Raw genomic sequence first — 18946 nt, forward strand, 5'->3', positions numbered from 1 at the left:
ATGGCAAAAGAAAAGTTTGAACGCGTAAAACCGCACGTAAACGTTGGTACAATCGGCCACGTTGACCACGGTAAAACTACACTAACTGCAGCAATCACTAACGTACTTGCAAAAGTATACGGCGGTGTTGCTAAAGATTTCGCATCAATCGATAACGCTCCAGAAGAGCGCGAACGTGGTATCACTATTTCAACGTCTCACGTTGAATACGATACACCTACACGTCACTACGCACACGTAGATTGTCCTGGTCACGCCGATTATGTTAAAAACATGATCACTGGTGCTGCTCAAATGGACGGCGCGATCTTAGTAGTTGCTGCGACAGATGGCCCTATGCCACAAACGCGTGAGCACATCCTTCTTTCTCGTCAAGTTGGCGTTCCTTACATCATCGTGTTCATGAACAAATGTGACATGGTAGATGACGAAGAACTACTTGAACTAGTAGAAATGGAAGTTCGTGAACTTCTTTCAGAATACGATTTCCCAGGTGATGACTTACCTCTAATCGCTGGTTCTGCGCTTAAAGCGTTAGAAGGCGAGAAAGAGTGGGAAGATAAGATTGTTGAGCTTGCAAACGCACTTGATTCTTACATCCCAGAGCCAGAGCGTGACATCGATAAGCCATTCATCATGCCTATCGAAGACGTTTTCTCAATCCAGGGTCGTGGTACAGTTGTAACTGGTCGTGTTGAAGCTGGTATCATCCGCATCAATGACGAAGTAGAAATTGTTGGTATCAATGATACAACTCGTTCTACTTGTACTGGTGTTGAAATGTTCCGTAAGCTTCTAGACGAAGGTCGTGCTGGCGAAAACATCGGCGCACTTCTACGTGGTACTAAACGTGAAGACGTTGAACGTGGTCAAGTACTAGCTAAGCCTGGTTCAATCAACCCACATACTACATTCACTTCAGAAGTATACGTACTTTCGAAAGATGAAGGTGGTCGTCATACTCCATTCTTCAAAGGTTACCGTCCACAGTTCTACTTCCGTACAACTGACGTAACGGGTGACGTACAGTTACCAGAAGGCGTAGAAATGGTAATGCCTGGTGATAACATCAAGATGACAGTAACTCTAATCGCACCAATCGCGATGGATGAAGGTCTTCGTTTTGCTATCCGTGAAGGTGGCCGTACTGTAGGTGCTGGTGTTGTAGCAACTATCGTAGCGTAATAATTAACGTTAAAGTTAATTGTTAGAAAAAGGTCACTTAGGTGGCCTTTTTTAATGCCTATAGAAAAGTGATTAGCTTTGAGTTATAACTTTCTTGTCGTAGCTTGGGTTGAGTTTTACGAAACCCGAGGGAAAATTCTTTGTGGTATTATTTGCCAAATAAGGTGGCTTTCGACATCCTAAATAAGCTTTTAGAGTAAAGCTGTGGCAATAAAATGAAAAGGAATTAATTTGGACCCTTTTTTTAACTACCTTGAAAAAATAGATAAGAGATATCCTGGCTGGGACTTATCACTGTTTTTTATATTAATTTATTTACCAATATTACAGAGGGTTTATATGGAATTAAGTATTGCTGATCTTCTTACATTAATTATAGCTGGAATTACTGCTGTTATTGCTTTTGTAACGTATAAAGTCGCAGTTAAGTCACATGAAGCATCTAAACAGGCTGTTAAGCTTTCTAAGTTGCAGCTAACTACTGAGCTTTGCTTAAAGCTTTATGAATTGAAGGATTACATAGACATTAAAACAAATAATTCTGGACTCCTCCTTTTAGATTTCTATAGTCCAATAATCGACTGTAGTGAATATAAACAGAAGTATAGCTGCCTCCTATCATCAATAAAAGATAAAGCAAGAGTATCAATATTAAATGAAAGACTATCTGAAGAACTAGTTAATGTATGTGGCTTTATTTCGAAAGACTCAGATTCAAAACTAGAACTAACAATTAATGAAAAAGTTGAGGGCTTTTCACCTCAAGCATTATTTAGGGTTAACACAGATAGTGATAACCCTGATATTTACTTTCAAGCTTTGCATAAAAATATTAACGAAACAGTTTTAAAAGCCATAAAAGAACTTAAGCACTAAAGGAAATTCAATAAGCACTAAAAGATTTGCTATTTAACTTTCACGATTAATGCTTTTTAGCATATTCTTCAGCTTGTTTTAAAACTCTTAATAAATTACCGCTAAGAATTTTTTTAATATCAGCATCGCTGTAATCTCTGTCCATTAAACCTTGAACAAGATTCGGGTAGCTAGATACATCTTTTAAGCCGATAGGTAATGAATCGCCCACACCATCATAATCAGAGCCAATACCTACATAATCAATACCAATTAGCTCAACTACGTGATCAATATGATCAAGCACCTGCTCAAGGCTTGCAAATGGATAAGGATTTTTAGCACGGTACGCAGCATCAAAATCGTTGCTTAACTTAGTGCCGTCTTTTTTAGCAGACTCTTTTGTGCTTTTTAATTGCTTGCCCCAACTGCCTGCTTTAGCAGTAACAAAGCTTGAGCCAAAGTTGATTTGAATAACGCCGCCATTTTCTTTAAGTGCCAATAGCATATCGTCATTCATATTACGCTCAAAGCCTGGCGTGTATTTACGAAGTGATGAATGTGAAGCTATTACTGGTGTTTTAGATAGATCCATAACCTGATAAAACGCATCATCAGAGATGTGTGATACATCGATTAACATACCAATATTATTCATTTCAGTGACAAGCTTTTTACCAAATGGGCTTAAGCCTTTCCATTTACGGCGTATATCGTAAGACGAGTCCGAAATATGGTTGCTTTGCGAGTGCGCTAGCGTGATGTAGCGAATGCCACGCTCGTAAAAATGCTGAAGATTCTTCATATCCCCTTCGATTGGAGAGCCATTTTCCATACCCATTGCGATAGAGAGCTTACCTTGTTTAAATTGCTCCTCTATACCACTGCTTGAGCTAGCAATAGCAAACTTATCGGGCGCGCGCTGGGCTATGGCTTCCATACTATCAATCATTTGATTGGCTAGCTGATAGCTTTTACCTTTACCTTCAAACTCCAAATGCGCAGGAATATAAATCGACATAAACGGTGCGTTTAAACCGCCTTTTACAGCGCGAGGGTAGTCAAAGTCGCCATCAGTTGTCGCTTTAGTTACATCAACCCAGTTTTTATGAATTCGGTAAGGTACGTCGATATGGGTATCAATTAAAATAGTGTCTTTAGCGAGCTTAATTGCCTTTTCAGATGCTGTTATTGTTTGTTCTGCTTGGGCTTGGCTAGTTAATGCTAGTGATATGGCTACCACTAGAGTGCTGAGTTTTATCATGTTTTGGCTCTTTGGGTAAAAAGCCATTGTGTACGCTCAACTCAAAAGTTACAAGTACTACGCCTTAATCAAACGACTGTGCTTGATGCTCTTCACTTTGCAGCGCTTTAAATTCGCCCTTCGAAATAATAGTTACAGACTCATGAAGTTCTGAAAAAAACACCATGGCTTCGCCATTTTTAAGCTGTAGCTTAACTTGGTTAACTTTAGATTCAATGCTTGCTTCTACTTCGCCATAATCGGTGCCTTCACGTAAAACATAGCTTTCTATTAGGTTGTAAAGGGTGTCTTTATCGAGTTGTTCAAAAGGAATAATCATAATTGCTCTTTGTTTGCATTGCCTAAAACATGTTGCCCAAAATAGCATGGCACGGCTTTCTCTAACCAAAATATAGGCTTAAACGGATTTTTACCGCTAATAAAACCAACGTGTCCGCCCTTGTCAGAGATGCGCAGCGTAACATGCTCACTTACATCTTGCCTACTCGGTACGGCCTTAATTGAGAGCATCGGGTCGTCTTTGGCATGAATAATAAGTGTGGGTATAGCGATATCTTTTAAGTACGGCATAGCACTGGCTTTACGATAGTAATCGTGGGCATTTTCAAAGCCATGTAACGGCGCTGTAAGTTGGTTATCGAACTCTAATAAATCATCAATATTCATTAATTGATCGGTAGTTATAGGAATTTGCTGCTTAATTTGCGGTAATTTACGTTGCATCGACTTTTTCATGCGATCGAGCAAATACTTTTGATAAATTTTACCTAAGCTTTTACGAATAACATCACTTGATGATGACAAGTCATAAGGCGCCGATACCACTGCAGCTGCATTGAGTGGGCAGTTTGTATTCTCTTCGCCTAAGTACTTAGCAAGCACATTACCACCAAGCGAAAAGCCCACGGCAACCATCGCTCTATCTGGGTATTGTTGCTTAAGATGATTTATAAAAAAGGCTAAATCGGCGGTGTCACCGCTGTGATAAGCACGTGGAAGGCGGTTTACTTCAGTTGAGCAGTTTCTAAAGTGCATAAGCACAACTGCATAACCTTGTTTTTTTAAAGCCTTCATCATGCCTTTGGCATAAAAGCTATTTATATTGCCTTCAAGGCCATGCAAAACAACGGCAAGTGGTGCGGTTTCATTATGTGGAAGTGACCATGCGAGCTCAATAAAGTCACCATCGGGCGTATCAAGTTGCTCAAGTTCGTAGCGAGTGTGGTGAAATGGGCGGAAAAAACGCGGCATTATGGTTTGAACGTGACGATTGGTCATCCACCATGCTGGTTTGAACTGAGAGATCATGTTTGTACTACGCACTTTGTATTAAACGAAAAGCTAGTGTACCAAATTTTTCGCTTCAGAAAATAAAAAGCGCCTAACTAGTAAACTAATAAGGCGCTTTAGTGCGTCGTGCTTAATTTTGTTCGGGAATTTCTGCATCATGTATTTTTTTCAAAAAGAAAAAAGCAAAAAAGATACACAAAGAAACAACGATGGTTAAAAACCCAAAAGACATAAATAAAACTGGATCTGTAAAAAAGTCTCTAAAAAATACGTTCATGAGTTGTTCCCCTCGTTGTTGATGGGTTAATCATAGGCGGTGTTTGCTGGTTGCAACGTGATCGAGATCAAGTTATTTACATAAGCAGATGTAGGAGCGAAGCTAAGTTGATTTAGATCATGCTTTAAGGGTTACTAAGTTATTACCACAGAGAGCTAAGAGAGTTTTTTGCTTGAAATAGTGAGCTGATCTTAATTCATGCTTTTCCACTTCCCCTAAAGCGCAGCGCTTTTGACTTTTTTGAGCAAACCACTTAAAGATTTTTTGCACAAAGAGAAAAGAATGAGAAGTAAATGAGGGTAGAGCAACAAACTGCTCAATATTTATATCTAAGTAATTTAGTTTGTTTTCCTCTAAAAGCGAAGCGCCTCTTAACCTCTTTGTGAGTAAATTACTTAAAGGTCTTTGCGCAAAAAAAAGAAAAAGAGAAGAAGATTAGGACAGGGTAATAAACTCCTCAGCTAAACAACCGCTCAATATTTATATCTAAGTAATTTAGTTTATTTTCCTCTAAAAGCGAAGCGCATCTTAAGCTCTTTGTGAATAAATCACTTAAAGGTTTTTTGCACAAAGAAAAGAGAATGAGCAGTGGAAGAGGGCACAAAAAGTAGCAGCCTAAGTGGCTTTCACATATAGCTCAATATTGTTTGGCTCTGTATGTTTGACTAATTCAAACTCATTTACTGCTTCAATCAACATATGTTGCTGTTGTTTTTCAAGCTTCAGCTCAGCGCTTAGCAACTCTTCGCGTATTGTGGCGTAATCACTTAACGTATTCTGATTAGCTTTTAAATAGCTGCGTGCGGCGCGCAGAGGCTGTAATGCGTGAGTATCAAACTCACTAGTTACATTTATTAACTCATTTAACTGTTGGGCATTAACACTTAAATTTAATGAATCTAAATAAAGCAGTAATAAGCATAAATTAACATTTTTTCCTTGCTGGTTTTGTAGTGCCAGCAAGGTTTTTTGTTGCTCAGGCTTTGCGTACAAGGTGCACGCAAACTGCCAAAAATGGTCGCTATTGAGCAAGTTCATCGGCGAATGCCTGCTCTTTTTCTTCCATTTCTTCAAGTGCCATAAGTAGCTCTTCTTCAATGTCGTTAAGTTTAGGTGTAAGCGTTGCTTGCTTAGCTAATAACTCTTTAAGCTTGGCTTTGTTATCATCGTTGTAGAGTTCGTTGTCGCCAAGGGCTACTTCAACTTCGCTAAGCTCTGCAGTAAATTTATCGAGTTGCTTTTCCAGCTTTTCAATTTGCTTTTTAAGTGGCTGAGTGGCTTTTCTAAATTCAGCTTCTAAGCGCTTTTGCTCTTTACGGTTAACACCTGGGTTTGCTTTAGGCTCGTCGTTTTGCTGCGCTTTAACCGCTTCTTTATTGGCATTCAGTAACCACTGATAATACGCATCTAAGTCGTAACCAAACTGGGTTACTTTGCCGTCATCTACTAAGTAAAACTCGTCGGCGGTGTTTTTAAGCATATGGCGATCATGCGATACGGTAACCATAGCGCCTTCAAAGCCTTGTAGTGCCATAACAAGTGCATGGCGCATTTCTAAATCAAGGTGGTTAGTTGGCTCATCGAGTAGTAATAAGTTTGGTTTTTGATATACCAACATAGCAAGTACTAAACGTGCTTTTTCGCCGCCCGAAAATGGGGCTACAGGCTCAAGGGCTTTATCGCCAATAAAGGCAAAACCACCTAAAAAGTCACGTAGTGATTGCTCAGTAGCTTTAGGATCGAGTCGTTGTATATGCGTTATTGCACTGGCTTTTAAATCAAGAGATTCAAGCTGATGCTGCGCAAAGTAACCAATATTTAAACCGTGATGCTGAATAACTTCGCCAGCTTGCGGCTCTAAATCACCAGAAAGGAGTTTAATTAGCGTTGATTTACCCGCACCATTTCTACCAAGTAAAGCAATTCGGCTACCTGGTACAAGGTTTAGCTCTATATTATTTAAAATAGTGACGTCACCATAACCCGCTTTGGCTTTATCTATTGTCATTAGTGGGTTTGGTAATGCTTTTGGCTCTGCAAACTCAAAGTTAAATGGCGAGTCGGCATGTGCCGGCGCTAGTTTTTCCATGCGTTCAAGTGCTTTTACACGGCTTTGTGCTTGTTTAGCTTTACTGGCTTTTGCTTTAAAACGCGTTATAAACTGCTCAAGGTGCGCAATTTGATCTTGTTGCTTATCAAACATTGCTTGTTGTTGTAGTAAGCGCTCAGCTTTTTGGCGTTCAAACTGCGAGTAGTTACCTTTGTACACGTTGATAAGTTGCTTATCTACATGCCAAATTTGATCAACCACCGCATCTAAAAACTCACGGTCATGCGATATAAGTACAAGGGTGCCAGTGTAAGCACGTAAAAAACGCTCAAGCCAATAAACAGCATCTAAATCAAGGTGGTTTGTTGGCTCATCGAGTAATAGTAAATCGGCGTCGCGTATTAATGCTTGGGCAAGGTTTAAACGCATGCGCCAACCACCCGAAAACGAGCTAACAGGGTTTTCTATAAGGTTATTGGCAAAGCCTAAGCCGTGTAATAGCTCACCGGCGGTTGATTCAATGCTGTAGCCTTTAATGTTTTCAAGCTGAATATGTACTTTGGCTTGTGTGTCGCCATCGTTGTTTTTCTCGGCCTCACGCAGTGCTATACGCATTGCGTAGTATTCTGGGTGGCCTTGAAGTACATAATCAATTGCGCTTATTTCAAGGGCGGGGGTTTCTTGTTTTACTGAGGCAATAGACCAATCTTTGGGAATACTGCAATTACCTGCATCGAGTTGCAATTCAGATTTTAGTAAACCAAATAACGTTGATTTTCCACAGCCATTAGCGCCAACAAGGCCTACTTTATGTTCTGGGAATAACGTAGCTGATGCATTTTTTAATAAGGCTTTACCGCCACGAAGTAGTTCTATTTCTGAGATTTGGATCATGAATGCGTTACTTTGCTGTGCCCTTGTTAAGTTGGCGCTATCATAACATAGAACTTAATGCTCTTATCAAGCGTATCAACAAGTGAAGTTATACGATAAAATAGCAGTAGTTCAAACCACAGGAAAAATGTTGTGAGACAAAAGAAGCGATTTATTGCTGGTGCATCGTGCCCTGACTGCAAAGCCATGGATACAATGATGCTATACAGAGAACATGATGTTGAAAAAGTAGAGTGTGTTGAGTGTGGTCATAAAATGGCGCAACCCGATAACGCTGTTCAGGCGTCTACTCGCCAATTTGAACAAGTAATTGGTGTATTTAAACCGGGCGACTAACCCGGTTTTTTATTGCCTAATTTTTACCGGTCTTAGTAATGCGGTGGAGGCGGCTCAGGTGCTTCAGACATCATAGACGATGATGACTGCGATTCTTTAATTTTTTCTGCTAGCAGCTCAGTTTGGCGTTTCATTTTTGCTAACAGTTGCTGGTGCACTTTTATTTCATCATTTAAGACTTCAATTGTTTCGTCTTGAAAAGCCACTTTGGCTTCAAGTTCCATTAAGCGATGTTCAATTGTGTTCATTATTCTCTCGTATAATAAATCGCTCTGCGATACCGCTGGAGCTTTCGGTTAACAACGACTTACCGTTATCTGTAAATGTCACATCTAGCACCACCGCCGATTTAGGCTTGCTGCCTTCGCGCGGGGTAACCTGCCAAGTTTGAATTTTTTCACCGCTTGGTATTTGCCATAAATCTACGCGCTTATTTGGCGAGCCAGTTGCAAGCAAAGTGCCTTGTTCGTTAAAACGCACAGCAGTAAAAATTTTCTGACGCGCAATATACTTCAGTTTACTCACAAGATCACCTGTAGTCAGCTTCCATACATTTGCTTGTGCCATACTATCGGCCGTAAACGCATAGCGACCTTGTGGATCGAGCGTTACTTGGGTAACACGCGTTGGGTGATTAAAACGATGAATTACTTGCCCTGTACGTGTATCCCAAAAGTAAGCAACATAATCGTTAGAGCCACTCAAAGCAAAGCGTCCGTTAGGTGACAGGTCAACAGTGTTAACTTTATCTTGATGACCTAAAAACTCAATACGACGTCCGGTTTCTAGGTTTACAAATACGACAACGCCGTCGCTACGGCCGTATAAAACACTACGGCCTTGATTGCTAATGGCAATATCGCGAATACTGGCTTTTTGTATTTTGTAATAACCTCTATTTTTGCCTGTGGCTATATCCCACACAGCAAACGTGGTTTTTTCGGCGGTAACAGCCACGCTGTTATCAAAAGCAATAGCAACGGCGTATACCAAACTGTCTTGATCTTGCTGCTGAAACCATTGGTATTTTAGTACCTGCTGTTGATTATCCCACAGGGCGACCCCATGGTTGATAGAGGAGATCAAACTGTATTTACCATCGTTTGACAGTGTTGATGAAAACGCACCTTGTGCAGCATGTTCGTAACTTGCTACAGCGTGTTGTTTTTTATCGGTACAGGCGATGGCTAAAAAACAGCTAAATACGATTAAAAAAGTACGAAATATCGACATATTACAGGTATTTCCCCTTAACTCTTAGTGACTGAGAGGTTAGACTAGGACGCGTTAAATGCCTAGGTTGTTTGTCTAATCACTGGATATGTTTTTAGTTTAGCTAACAATGTGGAATTTAGTCATTAAACAAGCAGCCTATCATGTGGGCCGTTAATCTTTAACTAGTAATAATACATTAAAATGACAACTGCAAAGTGTGTCGGAGATTTAAAATGAAAAAGACGATTAGATTGTCATTGATTGCAGCGTCAGTTTTAGCGCTTACAGCTTGTAATCAAGAAGCAAAAAAAGAACAAGCTGAAGTTAAATTAGACACTGTTGAACAGCAACAAGCATACGGTATTGGTGCATCTGTAGGTAACTTTTTAAATAAAGACCTAGCAGACAAAACAGAAATTGGTATTGAACTAGACCAAGCACTTTTAATCCGTGGTTTTGAAGATGCACTTGCTGGCAATGCAAAGCTTGACGAAGAAAAAATTCGTGAAGTATTAACTGAATTAGATACATCAGTACGTACTAAGCAAGAAGAAAAAGCAAAAGTAGAGTCTGAAAAAAGCAAAGAAGCGGGTGTTAAATACCTAGCTGACAACGCTAAAAAAGAAGGCGTTACAGTAACTGAGTCTGGCCTACAGTACGAAGTACTTAGCGAAGGCGATGGCGAAAAGCCAGTAGCAACTGATGTAGTTAAAGTACACTACAAAGGTACTTTATTAGACGGTACTGAGTTTGATAGCTCATATGCACGTAACGAACCTACAACTTTCCCTCTTAACCGCGTAATTGCGGGTTGGACTGAAGGTTTACAACTTATGTCAGTGGGTTCTAAGTACAAGTTCACTATTCCTTCAGAACTTGCTTACGGCGACCGTGACTTAGGTAAGATTCCAGCTAATTCAACACTTGTATTTGAAGTTGAATTACTTGAAATTCAAAATGAAGAAGCACCAGCACAATAATAAGCTTATTGTGTAAATGCAAAAAGGGACCTTAGGTCCCTTTTTTAATGTGCGTAAATAACATATTAGTTTGCGTGATTAGAAAACAAGTTATCAATAAGCTCATCTTCAAGTGCAAAGCGTGCTTCTAATGCTTCGCCAATAACAGATAAGTCATCATCAAAGCCCTTTAACAAGTCTTCTTTGTCTACTTCAGCGTACTTATCATTAAAATCAAGCGCTATGTCGGTTGTACTAGAAATACGCGGGTAAATAGAGTTTGCTAATTCTTGGCTTTGTAAGCCCTTTTTTTCACATGCTTTTGCTATATCGTCATACACTTCAAAATGGCCTGCAGATAGGTAATCCATTAAAAGTTGGCAAAATGATTCAATTAGCTTTGGCTCTGGTAATGCCTGATCTTGTTTTTCGTACGGCGTAAAGCCTGCAATTTTGCAATAAAGTACAATAAGGTCTTGGCGTTCGTTTAGCCATTTGTCAATTACTGTGTGGCTACCACCCCATTTCTGTTGAGCTTTTTCTACACGCGTCAGCATAATTATTCTCCTAGGCTGGGTTGGTTTTTAATTAAAAATATAATAACTCACTGTACATCAAGATATATTTAATTTGAGCGTATATCAACAAGTAAAGTAACCCAGTTGTGAGTTGTATCTTTTTATATTAATTAAGATGGGGGAGTTTTATTGCAGGCAAGAAAAAACCACCAGTTACGGTGGTCTAATTTCTTTCAGTGACTTGTTATAACAAGTTTTCTTATTTTTATGAGATGATTTTTATTGTTATTATTTTAAAACTTTTATTTTTATTGTTTTAAGATTTTTATTGTTGTTTTTGTTAACGCGGGACAAACAATAACAAGGTTTTTAGTATGTTGCAAACATATTAATAAAAAGTTTTAAATGTTATTCTTTTTTGCTTGTTTTATAGTCAAAATGGATTAAAACACTCCATTATATTGATCTGCCTCTAGCTAAAGCTGTTTTCGTCCCTAAGCAATAGAGGGTCGGGGAATATGGTGGTACAATCTTGCACAATTTATACAAGTCTTAGGATCATTTACGCCATGAGCGAATTAAAAAACGACCGTTATTTACGTGCACTTGCAAAACAACCTGTTGATGTAACTCCGGTATGGATGATGCGCCAAGCAGGACGCTATTTACCAGAGTACCGTGCAACACGTGCACAAGCGGGCGATTTTATGAGCCTGTGCCGTAATGCAGAACTTGCATGTGAAGTAACACTGCAACCATTACGTCGCTACCCGTTAGATGCTGCTATATTATTTAGTGATATTTTAACGATTCCAGATGCGATGGGTTTAGGTCTCTACTTTGAAACTGGTGAAGGCCCTAAGTTTGAACGTCCTATTTCATCACTTGCTGATGTTAAAAAAATTCCAAAGTTAGACCCTACAGACGAGCTTGGCTACGTTATGAACGCAGTAAGCACTATTCGTCGTGAACTTAAGGGTGAAGTACCACTTATTGGTTTTTCTGGTTCACCTTGGACACTAGCAACTTATATGGTTGAAGGCGGTAGCAGCAAAGTATTTGGTAAAATAAAAAAAATGGCGTTTGCAGAGCCGCAAACACTTCATTTATTACTAGATAAGTTAGCAGATTCAGTTATCGATTACTTAAATGCTCAAATTAAAGCTGGCGCGCAATCGCTAATGGTATTTGACTCATGGGGTGGTGTATTAAGCCCGCGCGATTACAACGAATTTTCACTGCAATACATGCATAAAATTGTTGATGGCTTAATTCGTGAATACGATGGTCGTAAAGTACCGGTTACTTTGTTCACTAAAAATGGTGGTCAATGGATTGAAGCTATTGCAGCAACAGGTTGTGATGCAATAGGCCTTGATTGGACTATTAATATTAGCGACGCTAAGCGCCGTGTTGGTGATAAAGTTGCTCTACAAGGTAATATGGACCCATCTATGTTACACGGTACACCAGAGCGTATTCGTCAAGAAGTAGGCACTATTTTAGAAGATTTTGGTACGGGCAATGGCCACGTGTTTAACTTAGGCCACGGTATTACACCAGATGTAGACCCTGAAAATGCCGGTGTATTTATTAATGCGGTACATGAGCTAAGTGCTAAGTACCATAAGTAATAATGGTTTAAAAACTGTTTAAAAGTAAAAAGCCCGCTAATTAGCGGGCTTTTTGTTATCTATTTATAAAGGGCTTTAAAAAAACCTTACTTAATAACCTACTTAAATAAGCGATTTAAACCATTTAATGCCGCAACACGGTAGGCTTCAGCCATGGTTGGGTAGTTAAATGTGGTATTTACAAAGTAGTCGATATTATTGCCACCATTTTTTTGTTCCATAATGGCTTGGCCAATGTGAACAATTTCAGATGCACGCTCGCCAAAACAATGTACGCCAAGTACTTCTTTGGTTTCAGTGTGGAATAATATTTTTAAACTACCTACTTCAGTACCAGCAATTTGCGCGCGAGCCAAATGCTTAAACTGAGCACGGCCAACTTCATACGGTACTTTAGCGGCTGTAAGTTCTTGCTCTGTTTTACCTACTGAGCTCATTTCTGGAATGGTATAAATACCGGCCGGAATATCAACAATCAGGCGGTCGTCACAGTTACCACATGCAATTGCATCAGCAGCTATACGACCTTGGTCAAACGCAGCACTAGCAAGGCTTGGGTAGCCAATTACATCACCTACAGCGTAAACGTTATCAACTTCTGTTTGATATGTTTCGTTAACTTTTAATTGGCCACGGCTATCGGCTTTTAAACCAATGGCTTCAAGGTTTAATGTATCTGTATTACCAGTACGGCCATTAGCAAATAAAATACAGTCAGCTTTTACGCGTTTGCCTGATTTTAAATGCATAATAACGCAGTCGTCACGGGTCTCTATTCGGTCAAACTCTTCGTTATGACGAATAACAATACCGCTGTTCCAAAAGTGATAGCTAAGCGCGTCAGATATTTCAGCATCCATAAAAGCAAGTAGTCGGTCGCGTGTATTAACTAAATCAACTTTAGCGCCTAAACCTTTAAATATAGAAGCATACTCACAACCAATTACACCAGCGCCGTATATAAGTACGCGGTGAGGGTCGTGTTTAAGGCCAAGTATTGTATCACTTTCGTAAATACGAGAATGTGTAAAATCGACTTCTGGTGGGCGATAAGGGCGTGAACCCGTTGCTATAACAATCGTTTTAGCCGTTAGTCGCTCGGTTGAGCCGTCATTTCTTTTTACTTCAATCGTGTGCTTATCTACAAAGCTCGCATCACCTTGAAACATATGAATGCGGTTACGGTCGTAAAAGCTACTACGTAAATTAGATTGCTTAGAAATAACCGAACTGGCGTGACGTAAAATATCAGGAAAAGTTAAGCGGCTAGGGCGCTCACCAATATTAAATAACGGGTTTGCTTTGTATTCAATATAGCGGCTAACAGAATGGCGAAGCGCTTTTGAAGGGATAGTTCCCCAATGTACACAACCGCCACCAACAGCTTCTTGGCGTTCAATAACTGCTACTTTTTTGTCGTTTTTTGAAAGGTTCATGGCGGTACCTTCACCGCCAGGACCCGTGCCAATAATTATTGCATCATATTGGTATGTCACGGGTACTTTTTTTTGTTCTGGTTGTTTGGCCACAGCCACTCCTAAATTAATTAAAAGAGGCTTTTAATAACCTCGCATTAAGTGCTAGCCATGCCTGTTTTTGATTTTCCCAGGCGGCTTCCAACTCATGGTATTGTGCCATTAATGCTGAGCGTTCACACTGCTTTGCCATGTTATTTTTTTTAACTTCTAACACTTGTTTTTGTAGTGAACAATAATTTTGCAGTTTTTTCAGCAGTAAATCGTACTCTTGTTGTAATAATGTAATCTTATCTTGTGCTAAAGGCAATTTTGCAAGACGCGTTTGCGTTTTGCTCATTAGCGTTTCGGCCTTTGCTTTTTCGATACGTTCAACAGGTGTACGCTTCAATTTATTAGCTAAACCAACAGCTGCTAAAGAGCGAATCATCCATTTTGTTGGATCGTAATGAAACCATTTAATACCGTTACGGTAGTCGCTTGCAAAAATATGGTGAAAGTTGTGATACCCCTCACCGTATGTAAATAACGCTAAAAAGCCGTTGTCACGTGCCGTATTTTTTTCGGTGTATGGGCGAGAGCCCCAAATATGTGCAACCGAATTTATAAAAAAGGTAAAGTGTTGGCTTAGTACTAAGCGTAGTAAACCTGCAAGGATTAACATACCCCACACATCACCAACCAATAAACCAAGTGCTAGAGGCAAACCTACGTTCATAGCAATAGCTAGTTTTAAGTAGTGCTTATGTTGCCACATAACGACTTTATTTCGTTGTAAATCACGACAATTACTATAGTCGTTGTAGCTATCGCCTTGGTAGTCACGTAACATCCAGCCGATATGGCTATACCAAAAACCATTGGTAGCCGCGTAAGGGTCTTTTATTGGGTCGTCAACTTGACCATGATGTATACGGTGATCGCTACTCCAATGCAAAGCACTGTTTTGTAGTGCAAAAGCACCGCCTAGCGCAAAAATAAATTCAACTGCAGGGTGTGCGTTATAGGTTTTATGTGCCCATAATCGATGGTAGCCGGCAGTAATTGATAAGCCCGCATAAAACATGCAGCCTACAAAAGCAATCCAATGCGCGCTGGTAAATCCGTAGCTAATAGCGTACCAAGGTACAAGTGTGGCAGCCGCCAAAAAGGTTAGGCTAAAAAATAGGACGTTTGTCCAAATAATCGGTGGTTTATTCATAATTCTCAATCTCAGCGTACAACTGTAAGCTAAAATAGTATTTCAAACTCTCGTCGTCAAGTATTAGACTGTACAATTGAGCTAATATCACTAAATATTCATATAAAATAATTCAGGGAGCTGTTGATGTCGGGTGTTAGAGCGCAACAGAAACAAAAAACACGACAGGCGTTAATTCAAGCGGCATTTAATCAGCTGAGTGCTGATCATAGTTTTTCGAATTTAAGTTTACGCGAAGTAGCACGAGAAGCCGGTATTGCCCCAACTTCTTTTTATCGTCATTTTAAAGACATGGATGAGCTAGGTTTAACCATGGTAGACGAAGCCGGTTTAACCCTTCGTCAACTAATGCGTCAAGCACGCAGACGAATAGCTAACGATGGCGGCAGTGTTATAAATACCTCAGTGGTTACTTTTATGGAGTTTATTGATAACTCAAGTAACCAATTTAGGTTGTTGCTGCGAGAACGCTCTGGGACTTCTAAAGCATTTAGAGCCGCTGTAGCCCGCGAAGTAAAACATTTTATTTTAGAGCTGGCTCATTATTTAGAAAGTGAAACTAAGTGTAATGCCATGCATGCCTATATTCAGGCAGAATCTATGGTAACGCTCGTATTTAATGCGGGTGCAGAAGCGCTCGATATAGAAGGATTGCAACGCGACGAATTAATTGAGCGTGTTATTTGGCAGCTGCGTTATATTACTCGTGGAGCCGGGCATTACGTAAGAGAAACGAATAAAGAAGCATAGCTTAAAAAAATTGTAAAAAGTTAATATAAGCACGGTATATTGCAGTGCTTATTAATTTAAGCGTCGCTAGTTACGTATTTGTTGTTTTAATTCCCAATATAGACCTATGTTGAATTAAAAAACCCAATTGAATCGTTTTTAAATCTATTGTGTAGAATATTTATGCTTGCTTGGTGCGGCTATGAATGTTAAAAATAGGCTTCACTGAACACACACATAAGAAAACAAGATGCATATTATTCGTTTAATTACACTAAAACTTAACCTCTTACTGCTATGGCAAGTAAGCGGGGATTAGTGTGTTTGCATCGAGTTGAACACTAAAAAACCCCGCAATTGCGGGGTTTTTTTTATCTCGCGGCTGGGATTAATTGAAATTTGGGTAACATAGGAATGAGGGGCAGTTATGCAAGAGCAAGATAAAGTATGGATTTTTGATACCACCTTACGTGATGGCGAACAGGCGCTTAAAGCAAGCCTTACTGAAGATGATAAAATTCAATTAGCACATACAATTAGCCGCTTGAATGTGGATGTGATGGAAGTGGGTTTTCCGGTTTCGAGCCCTGCTGATTTTCGCTCGGTGCAACGTATTGCAACCGAAGTAAAAGGCCCGATTATTTGTGGTTTGGCACGCTCAGTTGCTAAAGACATTGAAGCCTGTGGCGAAGCACTTCGCACAGCTCAGCAAAGCCGTATTCATACTTTTATCGCTACAAGCCCTTTGCACCTTGAACATAAATTACGTATGAGCTTAGACGATGCAACGGCAATGGCTGTTAAATCAATTAAATTGGCACGTAACTATACTGATGATGTTGAGTTTTCGTGTGAAGATGCTGGTCGTACGCCACATTGGGATTTATGTAAAATTGTTGAGCAAGCAATTAATGCCGGAGCTTCAACTATTAACTTGCCAGATACCGTTGGTTTTGTAACGCCTGACGAATACGCCGCGATGATCCGCCATTTAATGAATAACGTGCCAAACATCGATAAAGCGCGCTTAAGCGTGCATTGCCACAATGATTTAGGTTTAGCAGTAGCAAACTCGGTAGCCGCAGTGCAAGCCGGTGCGCGCCAAATTGAGTGTACTATTAATGGCATTGGTGAGCGTGCTGGTAACTGCTCGCTTGAAGAAGTGGCGATGATCATGAAAATGCGCCACGACCACTTAAAAGTATACACCGATATTAAAAGTGAAGAAATTTACCGCGCTTCTCGCCAAGTGGCTAAAATTTGTAATATGCCAGTACAGCCAAATAAAGCGATTGTTGGCGAAAACGCCTTTGCACATAGTTCTGGCATTCACCAAGACGGTGTATTAAAAGCGCAAAATACTTATGAGATTATGTCGCCAGAAAGCGTTGGTGTGCCAAGCAACCAATTAAATATGACTTCTCGTTCGGGTCGTCATGTTATTGAGCATCGCTTAGAAGAGTTAGGCTATCAAGAATCTGATTACGATATGGATGGCTTATACAAAAGCTTCATTGAATTGGCTGACCAAAAAGGCACTGTATACGATTACGACCTTGAGGCGATGATTTACTTTAATCAAATTAACGGCAAAGATGAAAAATACCAATTAGAATTTGTTAACTCAGCCTCTAACTCACAATCGGTAGCAAGCTCTACGATTGGAATGCGAATTGATGGCGAAGCTAAACAAGAAGCCGCGACAGGTAATGGCCCAGTTGAAGCTTCGTTTGCAGCTATTGAGCGTTTAACCGGTATGAGCGTTGAAATGATTGAATATAACTTAGAAGCAACAGGCCAAGGCGCAAGCTCATTAGGGCAAGTAAATATTATAGCTAAATACGATGGCCGACCTTACCACGGTGCGGGCATTGCAGCGGATGTGGTTGAAGCGTCGGTACGCGCCATGATCCGTGTTTATAACTTAATTTATCGTGCACAGAAAGTGTCTGATTTAAAACAACAAAGGAAAGCAGGATGAGTAAAACAAACTACAGCGTTGCAGTATTAGCTGGCGACGGTATTGGTCCAGAAGTTATGGCAGCAGCAGAGCAAGTACTTGATGCTGTAAGCAATAAGTTTGGTTTTACATTAAACCGTCAGCATCATGCTATTGGTGGCGCAGCCATTGATGAATTTGGTGAAGCATTACCACCAAAAACACTTAGTGCCTGTGAAAGTGCCGATGCTATTTTATTTGGTTCGGTAGGTGGTCCTAAATGGGAAAACTTACCACCAAACGAGCAGCCTGAGCGCGCATCGTTATTGCCGCTTCGTAAGCACTTTGGTTTGTTTTGTAATTTACGCCCTGCACAGTTATTACCTGCATTGAGTGCAGCGTCGCCACTTCGCGCTGATATTAGCGAAAAAGGGTTTGATATTTTATGTGTGCGCGAACTAACTGGCGGCATTTATTTTGGTGAAAAAGGCCGCAGTGGTGAAGGCGCTGAAGAGTTTGCATTTGATACGCAAACATACTCACGAAAAGAAATTGAGCGTATTGCACGCTTTGCTTTTGAAGCAGCAAAACTACGTAGTAACCATGTTACCTCTGTTGATAAAGCCAATGTATTAGCATCAAGCGTATTATGGCGCGAAGTAGTCACCGAAGTAAGCAAAGACTACCCAGAAGTAAGCTTAGATTACATTTACGTAGATAACGCCGCTATGCAGTTAGTTAAGCAGCCTAGCCAATTTGATGTATTACTTTGTGATAACTTATTTGGCGATATTTTGTCAGATGAGTGCGCCATGATCACAGGCTCAATGGGCTTATTACCATCGGCAAGCTTGAATCAATCGGGTTTTGGATTGTATGAGCCAGCAGGCGGTTCAGCACCAGATATTGCAGGTAAAGGCGTTGCAAACCCAATAGCACAAATTTTAAGTGCCGCATTAATGCTACGTTACTCGCTAGGGCAAGACGAAGCTGCGCGTACGATTGAAAAAGCAGTAGCAGAAGCCGTAGAAGCAGGCGTTGGCACTCCAGATATATATCCAAATGCAGGTTACAGCACAAGCGATGTAGCAGCAGCCATCGTTTCACGCATTTAATAACATAGTA

Annotated in this window: 19 protein-coding genes; 8 read left to right on the plus strand and 11 right to left on the minus strand. The window is 40.2% G+C overall.

Annotated features, from left to right (window positions below):
* Together tuf and L656_RS0116310 are read left to right on the plus strand one after the other, a co-directional pair.
* A complete protein-coding gene (tuf, locus tag L656_RS0116305) occupies positions 1–1185 on the plus strand; it encodes an elongation factor Tu (RefSeq protein ID WP_024596766.1) in 1185 nt (394 codons plus the stop codon).
* A gap of 231 nt (positions 1186–1416) precedes the next feature.
* On the plus strand, positions 1417–2061 hold the full coding sequence (locus tag L656_RS0116310) for a hypothetical protein (RefSeq protein ID WP_139016069.1): 645 nt from the start codon (positions 1417–1419) through the stop codon (positions 2059–2061).
* Positions 2062–2107: 46 nt separating this feature from the next.
* Here the strand turns inward: L656_RS0116310 and L656_RS0116315 are convergent, their stop codons facing one another.
* From L656_RS0116315 to L656_RS0116340, 6 genes are all read right to left on the minus strand, one after another.
* A complete protein-coding gene (locus L656_RS0116315) occupies positions 2108–3304 on the minus strand; it encodes a dipeptidase (RefSeq protein ID WP_024600005.1) in 1197 nt (398 codons plus the stop codon).
* 64 nt (positions 3305–3368) lie between these two features.
* The gene (locus L656_RS0116320; protein ID WP_007378894.1) at positions 3369–3623 is read right to left on the minus strand and encodes a YheU family protein; all 255 of its coding nucleotides are present in this window, start codon (positions 3621–3623) and stop codon (positions 3369–3371) included.
* On the minus strand, positions 3620–4612 hold the full coding sequence (locus L656_RS0116325; protein ID WP_024595257.1) for a hydrolase: 993 nt from the start codon (positions 4610–4612) through the stop codon (positions 3620–3622). Before L656_RS0116325 ends, L656_RS0116320 begins: the two co-directional genes overlap by 4 nt.
* 112 nt (positions 4613–4724) lie before the next feature.
* On the minus strand, positions 4725–4871 hold the full coding sequence (locus L656_RS1000000123300) for a hypothetical protein (RefSeq protein WP_004335931.1): 147 nt from the start codon (positions 4869–4871) through the stop codon (positions 4725–4727).
* Between the two features lie 615 nt (positions 4872–5486).
* Positions 5487–5909, minus strand: a complete 423-nt coding sequence (locus L656_RS0116335; RefSeq protein WP_024600006.1) for a TIGR02444 family protein — start codon at positions 5907–5909, stop codon at positions 5487–5489.
* Positions 5893–7815, minus strand: coding sequence for an ATP-binding cassette domain-containing protein (locus L656_RS0116340; RefSeq protein WP_024600007.1), 1923 nt, complete (start codon positions 7813–7815; stop codon positions 5893–5895). Before L656_RS0116340 ends, L656_RS0116335 begins: the two co-directional genes overlap by 17 nt.
* A gap of 132 nt (positions 7816–7947) precedes the next feature.
* Between L656_RS0116340 and L656_RS0116345 the strand changes: the two genes are divergently transcribed.
* Positions 7948–8151, plus strand: coding sequence for a YheV family putative zinc ribbon protein (locus L656_RS0116345; RefSeq protein WP_007378899.1), 204 nt, complete (start codon positions 7948–7950; stop codon positions 8149–8151).
* A 32-nt stretch (positions 8152–8183) separates the two neighbouring features.
* Here L656_RS0116345 and L656_RS0116350 read toward each other — a convergent pair whose 3' ends face one another.
* Both L656_RS0116350 and L656_RS0116355 read right to left on the minus strand, forming a co-directional pair.
* On the minus strand, positions 8184–8399 hold the full coding sequence (locus L656_RS0116350; protein ID WP_007378900.1) for a SlyX family protein: 216 nt from the start codon (positions 8397–8399) through the stop codon (positions 8184–8186).
* Positions 8386–9384: a WD40 repeat domain-containing protein gene (locus tag L656_RS0116355; RefSeq protein ID WP_024595254.1), complete on the minus strand. Its 999-nt coding sequence runs from the start codon at positions 9382–9384 to the stop codon at positions 8386–8388. Before L656_RS0116355 ends, L656_RS0116350 begins: the two co-directional genes overlap by 14 nt.
* Positions 9385–9599: 215 nt before the next feature.
* On the opposite strand from L656_RS0116355, the gene fkpA reads away from it, so the two are divergent.
* Complete coding sequence (gene fkpA / locus L656_RS0116360; RefSeq protein ID WP_024595253.1) at positions 9600–10346, plus strand: FKBP-type peptidyl-prolyl cis-trans isomerase; 747 nt, start codon at positions 9600–9602, stop codon at positions 10344–10346.
* Positions 10347–10411: 65 nt separating this feature from the next.
* Here fkpA and L656_RS0116365 read toward each other — a convergent pair whose 3' ends face one another.
* Positions 10412–10882 carry an Rsd/AlgQ family anti-sigma factor gene (locus L656_RS0116365; RefSeq protein ID WP_007582240.1) on the minus strand — a complete coding sequence of 157 codons (471 nt, stop codon included), beginning with the start codon at positions 10880–10882 and terminating at the stop codon, positions 10412–10414.
* Between the two features lie 530 nt (positions 10883–11412).
* Between L656_RS0116365 and hemE the strand changes: the two genes are divergently transcribed.
* Positions 11413–12477: a uroporphyrinogen decarboxylase gene (hemE, locus tag L656_RS0116370; RefSeq protein ID WP_002961084.1), complete on the plus strand. Its 1065-nt coding sequence runs from the start codon at positions 11413–11415 to the stop codon at positions 12475–12477.
* A 98-nt stretch (positions 12478–12575) separates the two neighbouring features.
* Here hemE and sthA read toward each other — a convergent pair whose 3' ends face one another.
* Both sthA and L656_RS0116380 read right to left on the minus strand, forming a co-directional pair.
* Positions 12576–14006: a Si-specific NAD(P)(+) transhydrogenase gene (gene sthA / locus L656_RS0116375; RefSeq protein WP_024600008.1), complete on the minus strand. Its 1431-nt coding sequence runs from the start codon at positions 14004–14006 to the stop codon at positions 12576–12578.
* A 13-nt stretch (positions 14007–14019) separates the two neighbouring features.
* Positions 14020–15153, minus strand: coding sequence for an acyl-CoA desaturase (locus tag L656_RS0116380; RefSeq protein WP_024589509.1), 1134 nt, complete (start codon positions 15151–15153; stop codon positions 14020–14022).
* Between the two features lie 126 nt (positions 15154–15279).
* Here L656_RS0116380 and fabR point away from each other — a divergent pair, with 126 nt between their 5' ends.
* The 3 genes from fabR to leuB all read left to right on the plus strand — a co-directional run bounded on the left by fabR (position 15280) and on the right by leuB (position 18936).
* Positions 15280–15903: an HTH-type transcriptional repressor FabR gene (fabR, locus tag L656_RS0116385; protein ID WP_010555448.1), complete on the plus strand. Its 624-nt coding sequence runs from the start codon at positions 15280–15282 to the stop codon at positions 15901–15903.
* Positions 15904–16309: 406 nt separating this feature from the next.
* Complete coding sequence (gene leuA / locus L656_RS0116390; protein WP_024600009.1) at positions 16310–17863, plus strand: 2-isopropylmalate synthase; 1554 nt, start codon at positions 16310–16312, stop codon at positions 17861–17863.
* Positions 17860–18936 carry a 3-isopropylmalate dehydrogenase gene (leuB, locus tag L656_RS0116395; RefSeq protein WP_024600010.1) on the plus strand — a complete coding sequence of 359 codons (1077 nt, stop codon included), beginning with the start codon at positions 17860–17862 and terminating at the stop codon, positions 18934–18936. Before leuA ends, leuB begins: the two co-directional genes overlap by 4 nt.
* Positions 18937–18946: the final 10 nt, after the last annotated feature.

It is taken from the genome of Pseudoalteromonas sp. TAE56 (assembly GCF_000497955.1).
In the GTDB taxonomy this organism is placed as follows: domain Bacteria; phylum Pseudomonadota; class Gammaproteobacteria; order Enterobacterales; family Alteromonadaceae; genus Pseudoalteromonas.